The sequence below is a fragment of the Paenirhizobium cremeum genome (genome assembly GCF_022884085.1).
Classification (GTDB): Bacteria; Pseudomonadota; Alphaproteobacteria; order Rhizobiales; family Rhizobiaceae; genus Allorhizobium; species Allorhizobium cremeum.
The window spans coordinates 360,325-374,937 of the sequence record NZ_JAGGCS010000002.1 but is presented as its reverse complement, the minus strand read 5'-3'; the positions used below and the strand labels follow the sequence as shown (position 1 = coordinate 374,937).

The 14,613-nt window shown below is 62.6% G+C and carries 8 protein-coding genes; all 8 read left to right on the top strand.

Going from position 1 to position 14,613, the window contains the following annotated elements; genetic code table 11:
- Positions 1-61 precede the first annotated feature (61 nt).
- The 8 genes from J5N58_RS05200 to glgB all read left to right on the top strand — a co-directional run bounded on the left by J5N58_RS05200 (position 62) and on the right by glgB (position 14,602).
- The gene (locus J5N58_RS05200; protein ID WP_113438030.1) at positions 62-1,489 is read left to right on the top strand and encodes a mannose-1-phosphate guanylyltransferase/mannose-6-phosphate isomerase; all 1,428 of its coding nucleotides are present in this window, start codon (positions 62-64) and stop codon (positions 1,487-1,489) included.
- 149 nt (positions 1,490-1,638) lie between these two features.
- Positions 1,639-4,965 carry a transglutaminase family protein gene (locus tag J5N58_RS05195; RefSeq protein ID WP_112828731.1) on the top strand — a complete coding sequence of 1,109 codons (3,327 nt, stop codon included), beginning with the start codon at positions 1,639-1,641 and terminating at the stop codon, positions 4,963-4,965.
- Positions 4,966-4,973: 8 nt separating this feature from the next.
- Positions 4,974-7,382, top strand: coding sequence for a circularly permuted type 2 ATP-grasp protein (locus tag J5N58_RS05190; RefSeq protein WP_113424490.1), 2,409 nt, complete (start codon positions 4,974-4,976; stop codon positions 7,380-7,382).
- Between the two features lie 4 nt (positions 7,383-7,386).
- The gene (locus J5N58_RS05185; RefSeq protein ID WP_113424489.1) at positions 7,387-8,265 is read left to right on the top strand and encodes a transglutaminase family protein; all 879 of its coding nucleotides are present in this window, start codon (positions 7,387-7,389) and stop codon (positions 8,263-8,265) included.
- 185 nt (positions 8,266-8,450) lie between these two features.
- Complete coding sequence (locus J5N58_RS05180) at positions 8,451-9,656, top strand: vWA domain-containing protein (protein ID WP_244709945.1); 1,206 nt, start codon at positions 8,451-8,453, stop codon at positions 9,654-9,656.
- A gap of 2 nt (positions 9,657-9,658) precedes the next feature.
- Positions 9,659-9,934: a hypothetical protein gene (locus J5N58_RS05175; protein ID WP_162708217.1), complete on the top strand. Its 276-nt coding sequence runs from the start codon at positions 9,659-9,661 to the stop codon at positions 9,932-9,934.
- Positions 9,930-12,389 (top strand): glycogen/starch/alpha-glucan phosphorylase, encoded by a 2,460-nt coding sequence (locus J5N58_RS05170; protein ID WP_244710110.1) that lies wholly within the window; start codon positions 9,930-9,932, stop codon positions 12,387-12,389. The genes J5N58_RS05175 and J5N58_RS05170 overlap by 5 nt, the downstream gene beginning before the upstream one ends.
- Complete coding sequence (gene glgB / locus J5N58_RS05165; protein ID WP_244709943.1) at positions 12,389-14,602, top strand: 1,4-alpha-glucan branching protein GlgB; 2,214 nt, start codon at positions 12,389-12,391, stop codon at positions 14,600-14,602. Before J5N58_RS05170 ends, glgB begins: the two co-directional genes overlap by 1 nt.
- The last annotated feature ends 11 nt before the right edge of the window (positions 14,603-14,613 follow it).

Here is a 14,613-nt window from a genome sequence, read left to right as displayed (position 1 = left end):
ATCCCTTCTGACCACTGCCTTTCGCACCGCCAAAAGCGCCCAACCGAAAGGCAGAGCAGACATGACCTCGAAGATCGTACCCGTCATCATGGCCGGTGGAAAGGGAACGCGCCTGTGGCCGCTGTCCCGCGCGGCCGCGGCCAAGCAGTTCATCCGTTTCATCGGCGACAAGACCCTGTTTCAGGGCACGCTGCTTCGCGTCGGGGATACCGATCTCTACGAATCCGCAATCGTCATCACCAATGAGGAATTCCGTTTCCTCGTCGCGGAACAGGCGCGCGAACTGGATGCGAAGCTCTCCGGCATCCTGCTGGAGCCGGAAGCGCGCAACACCGCCGCCGCCGTTGCCGCCGCCGCTGTCGCCGTCGCGGATCTCTATGGCGAGGACGCCATTCTCCAGATTCTCCCCTCCGACCACGACATCGTCGTCGACGATACCTATGTGAATTGTGTCAGGGCCGCCGCCAAGGCGGCGAAGGTCGGCAAGATCGTGACTTTCGGCATCACGCCGACCGAACCCGCGACCGGTTACGGCTACATCGAGCTGGGTAAGGAACTCGGCGACGGCGCTTTTGCCGTCAAGCGTTTCGTCGAGAAACCCAAAGCCGAAATCGCGGAGAAGATGCTGGAGGCCGGCAACTTCTACTGGAATTCCGGCATGTTCGTCTTCACCGCAAAACAGATCGTTGCCGAGCTGGAAAAATTCGCTCCCGACGTCCTGGCCGCCGCGAAGGCCTCGGTTCGGGCTGCGGCAAAGGATCTGGACTTCACCCGCCTCGACAAGGAGGCCTTTGTCCAGAGCCCGAGCATTTCCATCGACTATGCGGTGATGGAAAAGACGCCGAACACCGTCGTCGTGCCTGCCGCGATCACCTGGTCGGACCTCGGCAGCTGGGATGCCGTCTGGAAGATCGGCGCTCCGGATAAGGATGGCAACGTCGTTCACGGCAATGCCACCGTGGTCGACACCCGCAACTCGCTCGTCATGTCCCGCGACAGCCACATCGCCGTGCAGGGCATGGACGGCGTCGCCGTCATCGCCAGCGAGGACGCCGTCTATGTCGGACGTCTCGACGAAAGCCAGAAGGTCGGCGATCTCGTGAAGCTCCTTGCGTCGCGCAAGGAAACCGCCAACCTGACGGAAAACCATCCGACCTCGTTCCGACCCTGGGGCGGCTATACCTCGGTACTCAACGGCGAACGTTTCCAAGTGAAGCGGCTTTTCGTCCATCCTGGCAAGAAGCTCTCGCTACAGAAGCATCATCATCGCGCCGAACACTGGGTATGCGTTCGCGGCGCCGCGGAAGTCACGATCGACGACAAGGTGACGATCCTGCACGAAAACCAGTCGATCTACATTCCGCAGGGCTCCGTGCACCGGCTTGCCAATCCCGGCAAGATCCAGCTCGAAATGATCGAGATCCAGACGGGCTCCTATCTCGGCGAGGACGATATCATTCGTCTTGTCGATGAATTCGGCCGGAGTTGAAAGCCGTAGCTAAAATATGACATCTGCAAAAAACGCAGGCCCCGGACACATAAGCGTCCGGGGCCTGCTTGCTTTATGGCGCTGCATTGCACAAGATTGATTTTAACCCGGAAAACGGGATCGATAAGGGAACAGGGCAAGCAGCACGAATGTCGATCAAGGCCAGCATCTATCACCTCACCCATTATCTTTACGACAAACCGGTGAGGCTAGGGCCGCAGATCATACGCCTGAAACCCGCCGCCCACTCGCGCACCAAGGTACTCAGCCATTCGCTGAAGGTGACGCCGGCCAATCATTTCGTGAACCTGCAGCAGGATCCCTACGGCAACTATCTCGCCCGCTTCGTCTTTCCCGATCCGGTGACGGAGTTCAAGATCGAGGTCGACCTCGTTGCCGACATGACGGTCTACAACCCCTTCGACTTCTTCACCGAGGAAGAAGCGGTAAAGTGGCCCTTCCGATATCCGGCCGATATCCGCGAGGATCTCGCGATCTACATGACGCCCGAGCCGGATTGCCCGGCGCTCGATGCCTTCATGAAAACCATAGACAAGACGCCCGGCCAGGGCACGGTCGACATGGTGGTCGGCCTGAACGCCCGCCTGCAGCAGGAAATCGGCTATGTCATCCGCATGGAGCCCGGCGTCCAGACGCCGGACGAGACGCTGACGCTCGCCAGGGGCTCCTGCCGCGATACGAGCTGGCTGCTTGTCCAGATCCTGCGCCGCCTCGGTCTCGCCGCACGCTTCGTCTCCGGTTACCTGATCCAGCTCACGCCGGATCTGAAGGCGCTGGACGGTCCTTCGGGCACGGAGGTGGACTTCACCGATCTCCATGCCTGGGCGGAAGTCTATATTCCCGGTGCAGGCTGGATCGGCCTCGACCCCACCTCCGGTCTCCTGACCGGCGAAAGCCACATACCGCTTGCGGCAACGCCGCACTACAAGAACGCCGCCCCCATCTCCGGCGGCTATTTCGGCGAGGCCAAGACGGAATTTGCCTTCGACATGCAGGTGAAGCGCGTTTCCGAACACCCGCGCATCACCAAGCCTTTCTCCGACGAAAGCTGGGATGCGCTGAATGCGCTTGGCCAGAAGGTCGACCGTGCCTTGCTCGCCGGCGACGTGCGGCTCACCATGGGCGGTGAGCCGACCTTCGTCTCGATCGACGATTTCCAGTCCGACGAATGGAACACGGCAGCCGTGGGCCCCACCAAGCGACAGAAGGCGGACGACCTCATCCGCCGTCTGCGACAGCGATTCGCGCCGGGCGGTTTCCTTCACTATGGCCAGGGCAAATGGTATCCCGGCGAAAGCCTGCCGCGCTGGACCTTCTCGCTCTACTGGCGTCGCGACGGCCTGCCGGTGTGGAAGAACCCCGACCTGATCGCCGTCGAAAGCCGCGACCACAAGGTCACCCACGAGGACGCCTCGCGCCTTCTGCAGGCAATCGCCGTCGAACTGGACATCCAGCCTGAAAACGTCGTGGCGGCCTATGAAGATCCGGCGGAGTGGATCGTCAAGGAAGCGAACCTTCCGGAAAACGTCGACCCGTCCAACTCGAAACTCAAGGACCCCGAAGAGCGCAACCGCATTGCCAAGGTCTTCTCCAACGGACTGACGACGCCTGCGGGCTACGTCCTGCCGGTGCAGGCTTGGCAGGCGCGCGTTTCCGGCCGCACCTGGGTCAGCGAGAAATGGCGCACCCGGCGCGGCCGCCTCTATCTCATTCCCGGCGACAGCCCGGTCGGGTTCCGCCTGCCGTTGAATTCCCTGCCCTACATCTCGCCGTCCTGGTATCCCTATATCAATCCGGTCGATCCGACGGTGGAGAAACCGCCGCTGCCCGATTTCTCGACGGAAAAGGGTCGCGGCATGCCGGAACACTCCTTCCAGCCGGACATCGCCCAGCAGACCCGCATGCCGCAGTCCTACGAGGAGATTGGCGGACGTGTCCGCACCGCAATCTCGGTGGAGGTCCGCGACGGCCGGCTTTGCGTCTTCATGCCGCCGACGGCAGCGCTTGAGGAATATCTCGACCTTCTCGCCTCCGCCGAACGCGCCGCCGCTTCCCTGAACCTGCCGATCCACATCGAAGGCTACACGCCGCCGCACGACGAACGCCTGAACGTCATCCGCGTCGCCCCCGATCCGGGCGTCATCGAGGTCAACATCCACCCCGCCTATAACTGGCAGGACTGCATCGACACCACCACCGCGATCTACGAGGAAGCGCGGCAGGCACGCCTCGGCGCCGACAAGTTCATGATCGACGGACGGCACACCGGCACCGGCGGCGGCAACCACGTCGTCGTCGGCGGCGCAACGACCAATGACAGCCCCTTCCTGCGCCGGCCGGATCTCCTGAAAAGCCTTGTCCTGCACTGGCAGCGCCACCCCTCGCTGTCCTACCTGTTTTCGGGCCTGTTCATCGGCCCGACCAGCCAGGCTCCGCGCATCGACGAGGCGCGCCACGACAGCCTCTATGAGCTGGAAATCGCTCTTGCCCAGATCCCGTTGCCGGGCAATGGCCAGTTGCCGCCTCTGCCGTGGCTGGTCGACCGGCTGTTCCGCAACCTGCTGATCGATGTCACCGGCAACACGCATCGCTCGGAAATCTGTATCGACAAGCTGTTTTCGCCCGATGGACCGACCGGCCGCCTCGGCCTCGTCGAATTCCGCGGCTTCGAAATGCCGCCGAACGCGCGCATGTCGCTTGCGCAGCAACTGCTCATCCGCGCGCTCATCGCCCGCTTCTGGAAGAACCCGATCACCGGCAATTTCGTCCGCTGGGGAACGGCGCTGCACGACCGTTTCATGCTGCCCTATTACGTCTGGCAGGATTTCCTTGAAGTGCTCGCCGACCTGCGCGACAACGGCTTCGACTTCAAGCCGGAATGGTTCGAGGCCCAGCTCGAATTCCGCTTCCCCTTCTATGGCGAGGTGGAATATGGCGATTCGCGGCTGGAACTGCGCCAAGCGCTGGAGCCCTGGCATGTCATGGGCGAGCAGGGCGCGATCGGCGGCACCGTGCGTTACGTCGATTCGTCGGTGGAACGGCTGCAGGTGAAGCTCGACACGCCAAATCCGGCCCGTTTTGCGGTTGCCTGTAACGGTCGCCGCGTGCCCCTGACCCCGACCCGGACCAATGGCGTTGCTGTCGCCGGCGTGCGTTACAAGGCATGGCAGCCGGCCTCGGGTCTGCACCCCGTCCTGCCGGTCAACACACCGCTAACATTTGATATTTATGATACATGGTCCGGCCGTTCGATCGGCGGGTGCGTGTATCATGTGGCCCATCCCGGCGGCAGAAGCTACGACACCTTCCCTGTGAACGGCAATGAAGCGGAAGCCAGACGGCTTGCGCGTTTCGAGCCTTGGGGCCATACAGCGGGCAGTTATCCCTTGTGGCCGGAAAGCGTGGCACCCGAATTTCCGCATACATTGGATCTGAGAAGACCCCAGGGCATGTGAAAGAGGATATGACAAACCCGACGGTGGCGGAAAAGCTGGAAGACGAAATCAGCGAGGCGCGAAGCGTGAGTTATCGGGCATTGCCGGGCGCGGCCGACGAGATGCTGGATAATAACGGCGCCATTCGTCCAGTCTGGCAGCCGTTCGTCAATGCCATAGACCGGTTGTCCGAACATGAACTGCACGAACGCTTCGCCCGTGCCGACCGCTACCTGCGGGATGCGGGCGTCTTTTATCGGGCCTATGGCGCAAACGGCTCGAGCGAGCGGGCCTGGCCCTTTTCCCACATCCCGGTCCTGATCGACGAGAAGGAATGGCAGGTGCTGGCCGAAGGTCTGGTGCAGCGCGCCAACCTGCTGGAAGCCGTGGTCTCCGACATCTACAACGACAACCGGCTGGTGCAGGAAGGCTTCCTCCCGCCGCAGCTCATCGCCGCCAATCCGGAATTCCTGCGTCCCCTGGTCGGCATCAAGCCGGCCGGCGGACACTATCTCCATTTCTGTTCCTTCGAGATCGGTCGCGGACCTGATGGAAACTGGTGGGTGCTGGCCGACCGCACCCAGGCGCCGTCAGGTGCCGGCTTTGCGCTGGAAAACCGCGTCGCGACCACCCGCGCCTTCTCCGACATCTATGCGGAAACCCATGTTCACCGGCTCGCCTCCTTCTTCGGGGCCTTCCGTGACGCGCTTCAGTCGCGCAAGCAGCATTCCGACGACCGCATCGCCGTCCTGTCGCCCGGCCCGGCCAACGAGACCTATTTCGAACACGCCTATATCGCCCGCTATCTCGGCATCATGTTGCTGGAGGGCGAGGACCTGGCCGTCGTCAACGGCCGCGTCATGGTGCGCACCGTCGCCGGGCTGAAGCCGATCAGTGTTCTGTGGCGCCGCCTGGATGCGGCCTATGCCGATCCTCTCGAACTTGACCAGAATTCCCATATCGGCACGCCGGGCATGGTGCAGGCGCTGCGCAACGGCGCCGTGACCTTCGTCAATGCGCTCGGCTCCGGCGTTCTGGAAACGCGCGCGCTGCTCGCCTTCATGCCGACCATCTGTCGCCACCTGCTCGGCGAGGATCTGGCGCTCCCCTCGATCGCCACATGGTGGTGCGGCCAGAAGTCCGAACGCGAACAGGTCGCCCGCAACCTCGACCGCATGGTCATCGGCCCGGCCTATTCACGGCTTCCCTTCTTCGATGACAGCGGCCGCTCGCAACTCGGCGCCTCGCTGTCCAAGCCCCAGCGCAAGGCCATGCTGGAGCGGCTCGAGGTCGAGGGCGGCAAGCTCGTCGGACAGGAAGTCGTCACCCTCTCGACCACCCCGGCATTCGTCGATGGCCAGCTCACGCCGCGGCCGATGAGCCTGCGCGTCTATGCCGCCCGCACCCGCGATGGCTGGCAGATCATGCCCGGCGGCTTCGCCCGCATCGGCAGCAGCAACGACGTCGCGGCCATCGCCATGCAATCGGGCGGCAGCGCGGCGGATGTCTGGATCGTGTCCGGAAAGCCGGTCGACCGCACCTCGCTTCTGCCGGCGGAGGAAAGCTTCACCCGCAACATGCCGGGCAGCCTGCCGAGCCGCGCAGCCGACAATCTCTACTGGCTCGGCCGCTATATCGAACGGGCCGAAGGCGCACTGCGCATTCTTCGCGCCTGGCATGGACGTTTTGCCGAATCCGCCGACCCGAAACAGCCGCTTCTGGCCTATGTGACGCGCTACCTCTCGCATCTCGACGTCGACATGAAACACGGCGTGCCGGAAAGCATGATGCGCAACATCGACAGCGCCGTCTATTCGGCAAGCAACATCCGCGACCGCTTTTCACCCGATGGCTGGCTGGCGCTGAACGATCTCGCGAAGACCGCGCGGCGCTTCCACGATACCGTCCGGCACGGCGACGACGCGGCCCATGCGATGACCATCCTCCTGCGCAAGCTCGCGGGCTTTGCCGGTCTGGTGCACGAAAACATGTACCGCTTCACCGGCTGGCGCTTCCTGACTGTCGGCCGTTTCCTCGAACGCGGCCTGCACATGACCCGGCTTCTAGGCCACATGACCGCCGACGAGGCTCCCGACGGCGCGCTCGACATGCTGCTGGAGATCGGCGACAACGTGATGACCCATCGCCGCCGCTACAACGTCAACACGGCGAAGCTGACAGTCACCGACCTTCTGGCGCTCGATCCTCTCAACCCGCGATCCATTCTCTTCCAGCTCAACGAAATCCGCATCGAACTGGAGCAATTGCCGAACGCCTTCGTCAACGGCCAGATGTCGCCGCTTTACCGGGAAGCGATGCGGCTTCATTCCGGCCTCGCGGTGATGACGCCTGAGACGATGACGCCAGAAGTCTATTCGACCCTTGAGCGCGAACTCGAAAAGCTGTCCGACATCCTTGCGAACACCTATCTCGGATAGACCGATGCTCTATGACCTGACGCTCCATATCGGTTACATCTACGACGTTCCCGCTTCCGGGTCCCATCACATCCTGCGCCTCCTGCCCCTGTCCCTGCCCGAACGCCAGAGGCTGGTCGCGGGCTCGGTCAAAATCGAGCCGCATCCGGACGAGACCTCGAATTTCACCGATTTTTTCCACCACCCGGCAACCTACATCATGCTGAGGGCGCCCCACGAGAAGCTGGACATCCGCATGCAGGCGCGCGTCATGGTGCAGCCGCAGCCGCTGACGGCCGACTTTTCCCCTCTTCTCGAGAAATTGCCGGAAGAACTTGCGGACTACTGGTCCGCCGAGCCGGGCTCCCCGCATCACTTTCTCGGCGCCAGTCCCCGCCTGGGCGAGGTGCCGGAAATCGCCGCCTATGCCCACAAGGATCTGAAGTCGGGCCTGACGGTTCACCAGATCGCGGAAAAGATCTGCGCGCGGATCCATGCCGACTTCAAATATGATTCGAGCGCGACCACCGTCGACACGACGCCCGCCGAAGCCTTTGCCCTGAAGCGCGGCGTCTGCCAGGATTTCGCCCACGTCATGATTATCGCGCTGAGAAGCCTCGGCATTCCCGCCGGCTATGTCAGCGGCTTCCTGCGAACGATACCGCCGCCGGGCAAGGAACGCCTCGAAGGGGCGGACGCCATGCATGCATGGGTCCGGATCTGGTGCGGCGAGACTACGGGCTGGATCGAACTCGATCCGACCAACAACATCGCCGTCAGCAGCGATCATGTCGTGGTCGCCTATGGCCGCGATTATTCGGATGTCGCCCCCGTCATCGGCGTCCTGAAAAGCTATGGCACCCACCAGACCGCCCAGTCCGTCGATGTCGTGCCCGTGAAATAGCCGCGCGCACGCAGCCAATGGGCCGAATGCTAAAATTCTAGCGTCCCTTTTAAACCGAACATCAGTTTTTTCAGATATCCCGACGGTCAAGGTGCTCCCTTGCATGGATGGATATGATGCCCGGTACCATAAGAAAGCACGCCTGTTTCCGCCGGTTCATGATGGAACGCAGCGGAAACTTCGGCATGATGACGGCGATATTGCTGCCCGTCACGCTCGCCGTCGCGGGTCTCGCGATGGACATGACCAAAGTGATACAGGTCAAGGCAGCCCTTCAGGATGCGGCCGACTCCGCCGCCCTTTCCGCCGCATCGGCCCTGGCGAGCGATAACAGCCTGACCGACGAACAGGCGATCGAGCGCGCCCGCAGGTTCATGGCGGCACAGTTTGCCAATACCGCCGGCTCGGACAATGCCACCGAGGACGAAACCCAGAGCGGCACGTCCGACGAGCTTGGGGAAGACACCACGGCGATCGTCCAGCGCACGACCGGCAGCAGCGGCTCCAGCAATGTCTACGACGTCACGGTCTCGGGATATTACGACGTCCCGATGAATGCCTTCACCCGCCTGCTCGGCCGCGAGAGCATGCGGGTATCTGTGACCAGCAAGGCCGAGAGCACATCCGAAACGCAAAGTGCGCTGTCGATGTATCTGGCTCTCGACCGTTCGGGTTCCATGTCTTTCGTGACCGATACGGTCGACACGACGCAGACCTCCTGCGTGAACTACACCGCATCGAACTGGGCCTACAAGGACGTGAAGCAGGGGCAGAAGAATTACATCAAGCCCACGAAGCCCTGCTACGTGCGCAAGATCGATGCTTTGAAGACCGCCGCCGGCGTCCTCTTCACCACGCTCAACGAGGCCGATCCCGACGCGGAAGGCGTTCGTGTCGGCGCCGTGTCCTACAACGACACGACCCAGTCCCCCTCCGCCATCGCCTGGGGCACGACATCGGCCGCAGCCTATGTCAGCGCGCTGCCTTCCGTGCCAACCGGAGGCACCAACGCAAGCGGCGCCATGAAAGTCGCTTATGATGCGCTGAAGGCGGCAAACGCCACCGAAGCGAACGCGCAAGCAGCCAAGGACAACAAGAAGTTCGAGCGTTACATCCTGCTGATGACCGACGGCGAAATGACCGGAACGGGCTCCAGTTGGAACGCATCCATCGACAGCCAGGTCAGGGGCTATTGCGACCTGGCAAAGACCGACGGCATCAAGATCTTCACCGTCGCCTTCATGGCGCCCGACAAGGGGAAATCCCTGCTGAGCTATTGCGCCAGCGCCGCCGACTATTACTTCGAGCCGGAAGACATGGACACGCTGGTCAGCGCCTTCCAGGAAATCGGCAAGAAGGCGGCCGACATGACCACCCGCCTCACGAATTGAGGATGGGCAAGATCCGGCCGGAAGGTGGGATAAAAGCCGTGGCAGCGATCGCCACGGCTTTTTTTATTCAAAATCCGGCCGGTGACATAAATCCTGAAAATTCAGCGCTTTATAAACAACGTCGTGCGCGCGCCCCCAATCTGGCATTTGCCGATTTCCTGTGTTGCAAGTGTTTCATAACGGTGCGTAAACTACGAAAAACGGACCATGCGCCGACACCACCGGAATCGGCGGGTAGCCCGTTAAAACGATCCAACTGTTGGCGGAACCATGATTAAGACACTCAGCAAAGCCGACCTGCCCCTGCCCAAGCCGCGCGTCTCCGACCCTGAGGTGCTCGCCGCTGAAATCATCGAGCGACTGACCTACGGCATCGGCAAGGACGCCAAGGTGGCAACGCCCCATGACTGGCTGACGGCGACGATCCTCGTGGTGCGCGACCGCATCATCGACAAGTGGATGGAATCGACCCGCGCCACCTACGCCGACAACGCCAAGCGCGTCTATTATCTCTCGCTCGAATTCCTCATCGGCCGGCTGATGCGGGACGCCATGTCCAATCTCGGGCTGATGGAGGAGATCCGCCAGGCGCTCGCCTCGCTCGGCGTCGAACTCGACGTCATCGCCGGCCTTGAGCCCGATGCGGCGCTCGGCAACGGCGGTCTCGGACGTCTCGCCGCCTGTTTCATGGAATCCCTGGCGACCGTCGATATCCCGGCCTATGGCTACGGCATCCGTTACGTCCACGGCCTCTTCCGCCAGCAGATGGCCGAGGGCTGGCAGGTGGAACTGCCGGAAACCTGGCTCGCCCACGGGAACCCCTGGGAGTTCGAGCGGCGCGAAAGCTCCTACGAAATCGGTTTCGGCGGCGGCGTCGAGACCATCAACGGCCAGAACGAAGACCTGCGTTACGTCTGGAAGCCCAGCGAGCGCGTGATCGCCACGGCCTATGACACGCCGGTGGTCGGCTGGCGGGGCGAGCGGGTGAACACCCTGCGCCTCTGGTCGGCCCAACCGATCGATCCTATTCTTCTCGATGCCTTCAACGCCGGCGATCACATCGGCGCTCTGCGCGAGAGCAACAAGGCGGAAACCCTGACCCGTGTGCTCTATCCGGCGGACGCGACGGCCGCCGGTCAGGAGCTTCGCCTGCGGCAGGAATATTTCTTCTGCTCCGCCTCGCTGCAGGACATCCTGCGCCGCCATCTCCAGCAGGGAAATCCCCTTTCGGCGCTGCCGGAAAAGGTTTCGATCCAGCTCAACGATACCCATCCGGCCGTTTCCGTCGCCGAACTGATGCGGCTTCTCTGCGATATCCACGGCGTCGACTTCGACACCGCCTGGGATATCACCTGGAAGACCTTCTCCTATACCAACCACACGCTTCTGCCCGAGGCGCTGGAAAGCTGGCCCGTGCCGCTGTTCGAACGGCTCCTGCCGCGCCACATGCAGCTCGTCTACGCCATCAACGCCAAGATCCTGCTCGACGCCCGCAAGAACCGCGCCTTCACCGACACCGAGATCCGCCATATCTCGCTCATCGACGAAAGCGGCGACCGGCGCGTGCGCATGGGCAACCTCGCCTTCATCGGCTCGCACAGCATCAACGGCGTTTCCGCCCTGCATACGGAACTGATGAAGGAGACGGTTTTCGCCGACCTCCACAAACTCTATCCGGAACGGATCAACAACAAGACCAACGGCATCACCCCGCGCCGCTGGCTGATGCAGTGCAACCCGCAACTGACCTCGCTGGTGCGCGAGGCGATCGGCGACGATTTCCTCGACGATGCCGGCAAGCTGACGGCGCTCGACGCCTTCGCCGACGATGCGTCGTTCCAGGAAAAGTTCGCCGCCGTCAAGCGCGCCAACAAGGAGCGCCTGTCCAATCTGGTCGCGAGCCGCATGGGGATCAGGCTCGATCCCTCGGCCATGTTCGACATCCAGATCAAGCGCATTCACGAATACAAACGCCAGCTTCTCAACATCGTCGAGACGGTCGCTCTCTTCGACCAGATCCGTTCCCATCCGGAGCGGGACTGGGTGCCGCGCGTCAAGCTCTTCGCCGGCAAGGCGGCGCCGAGCTACCACAACGCCAAGCTCATCATCAAGCTCGCCAACGACGTTGCCCGCGTGGTGAACAACGACCCCTCCGTTCGCGGCCTGCTCAAGGTCGTCTTCATTCCGAACTACAACGTCTCGCTCGCCGAAGTCATGGTGCCGGCGGCCGATCTTTCCGAGCAGATTTCGACGGCCGGCATGGAAGCATCGGGAACCGGCAACATGAAGTTCGCGTTAAACGGTGCACTGACCATCGGCACGCTGGACGGAGCGAATGTGGAAATGCGCGACCATGTCGGAGAGGAAAATATCGTGATCTTCGGCATGACGGCGGAAGAGGTCGGCAAGGCGCGGGCCGACGGCCACAATCCGCGCACGACCATCGAAGCTTCGCGGGAACTGTCGCAGGCGCTCTCCTCCATTGCCTCAGGCGTCTTCTCCCCGGATGACCGCGGCCGCTTCGCCGGCCTGATAAACGGCATCTACCAGCACGACTGGTTCATGGTCGCCGAGGATTTCGATGCCTACGCCAAGGCCCAGCGCGAGGTCGATGGCATCTGGACAGACCCGCAAAGCTGGTACGGCAAGACCATCCGCAACACCGCCCGCATGGGCTGGTTCTCGTCCGACCGCACGATCCGGCAGTACAACTCCGACATCTGGAGAGCCTGATGGCCAAATCACCGAAGACGATCGGTGACACTCCCCGGCCGGAGGTTCCTCCGGCCTCGGAGATCGCAGCCATCATTGCCGGCACCCATGGCGATCCCTTCTCGTTGCTCGGCATCCACCAAACCGAAACGGGCTTCTGCGCCCGCTGTTTCATTCCCGGCGCGGAAACGGTGACCGCGGTGGCGCTCAACGGCGCCGATCTCGGCGAACTCCCCCAAATCGACCCGGCCGGCTTCTTCGCCGGACCCGTGGCGATCGGCGGCTTCCATCCCATCCGCTACCGGGCCTGCCGCGGCGATGCCGAATGGACTGTCACGGACCCCTACAGTTTCGGTCCGGTGCTCGGCCCGATGGACGACTATTTCGTCCGCGAAGGATCGCATCTGAGGCTCTTTGACAGGATGGGCGCCCATCCTCTCAAGCACCAGGGCGTGGACGGCTTTCACTTCGCCGTATGGGCACCGAACGCACAGCGCGTGTCTGTCGTCGGCGATTTCAACGAATGGGATGGCCGCCGGCATGTCATGCGACTTCGCCGGGACACCGGCATCTGGGAAATCTTCGCCCCGGACGTGCGGCAGGGGACAGCCTACAAGTTCGAGATCATCGGCAAGGACGGCGTGCTTCTGCCCCTCAAGGCCGATCCCTATGCACGGCGGGCCGAACTGCGCCCGAAAAACGCGTCGATCACCGCTGCGGAACTGGAGCAGGATTGGCAGGACGACGCCCATCGCGAGCATTGGGCGAGCGTCGACCAGCGTCGCCAGCCCGTGTCCATATACGAGGTGCATGCCGGGTCGTGGCAAAGACGCGGCGACGGCTCGCTGCTGACCTGGGATGAACTGGCCGATCGCCTCATTCCCTATTGCTCGGACATGGGTTTCACCCACATCGAGTTCCTGCCGATCACCGAACACCCCTACGATCCCTCCTGGGGCTACCAGACCACGGGGCTCTATGCGCCGACGGCCCGTTTCGGCGAGCCGGAGGGCTTCGCCCGCTTCGTCAACGGCTGCCACAAGGTCGGCATCGGCGTCATTCTCGACTGGGTGCCCGCCCATTTTCCGACCGACGCCCATGGCCTGCGCTGGTTCGACGGCACGGCGCTCTACGAGCATGCCGATCCCCGCCAGGGCTTCCATCCGGACTGGAACACGGCGATCTACAATTTCGGCCGTATCGAGGTCCTGTCCTACCTCATCAACAACGCCCTCTACTGGGCGGAGAAATTCCATCTCGACGGCCTTCGCGTCGATGCGGTGGCCTCCATGCTCTACCTCGATTATTCCCGCAAGGAAGGCGAGTGGGTGCCGAACGAATATGGCGGTCGCGAAAACCTCGACGCCGTCCGCTTTCTCCAGAAGATGAACCGGCTGGTCTACGGCGCGCATCCCGGCGTCATGACAATTGCCGAGGAATCCACCTCCTGGCCGAAGGTCTCGCAGCCGGTCCACGAAGGCGGCCTGGGCTTTGGCTTCAAGTGGAACATGGGCTTCATGCACGATACGCTGAGTTACTTCTCGCGCGATCCGGTGCACCGCAAGTTCCACCACCAGGAAATCACCTTCGGCCTCCTCTATGCCTTTTCCGAGAATTTCGTGCTGCCGATCTCCCATGACGAGGTCGTTCACGGAAAGGGCTCGATGATTGCCAAGATGCCGGGGGATGACTGGCAGAAATTCGCCAATCTGCGAAGCTACTATGCGTTCATGTGGGGTTATCCCGGCAAGAAGCTGCTCTTCATGGGCCAGGAATTTGCCCAGTGGAGCGAATGGAGCGAGAGCCGCCCCCTCGACTGGAACCTGCTCCAGTATGCGCTGCACGAAGGCATGCGGCGTCTCGTCCGCGATCTCAACTTCACCTACCGTTCGAAACCGGCGCTTCACGCCCGCGATTGCGAGGGTGACGGGTTCGAATGGCTGATTACCGACGATCACGACAATTCGGTCTTCGCCTGGCTGCGCAAGGCACCGGGCCAGAAACCGGTTGCGGTCATCTGCAACTTCACGCCCGTCTATCACGAGCGCTACACCGTGCCGCTGCCCGCTCCGGGCCGCTGGCGCGAAATCCTCAATACCGATGCCGAGATCTATGGCGGCAGCGGCAAGGGCAATGGCGGGCGCACGGAGGCCCGGCCGGGTTCTGACGGACGCGCCACCGCGACGCTGACCCTGCCGCCACTCGCCGTCATCATGCTCGAACAAGAAAACTGATGCGGGAGGAT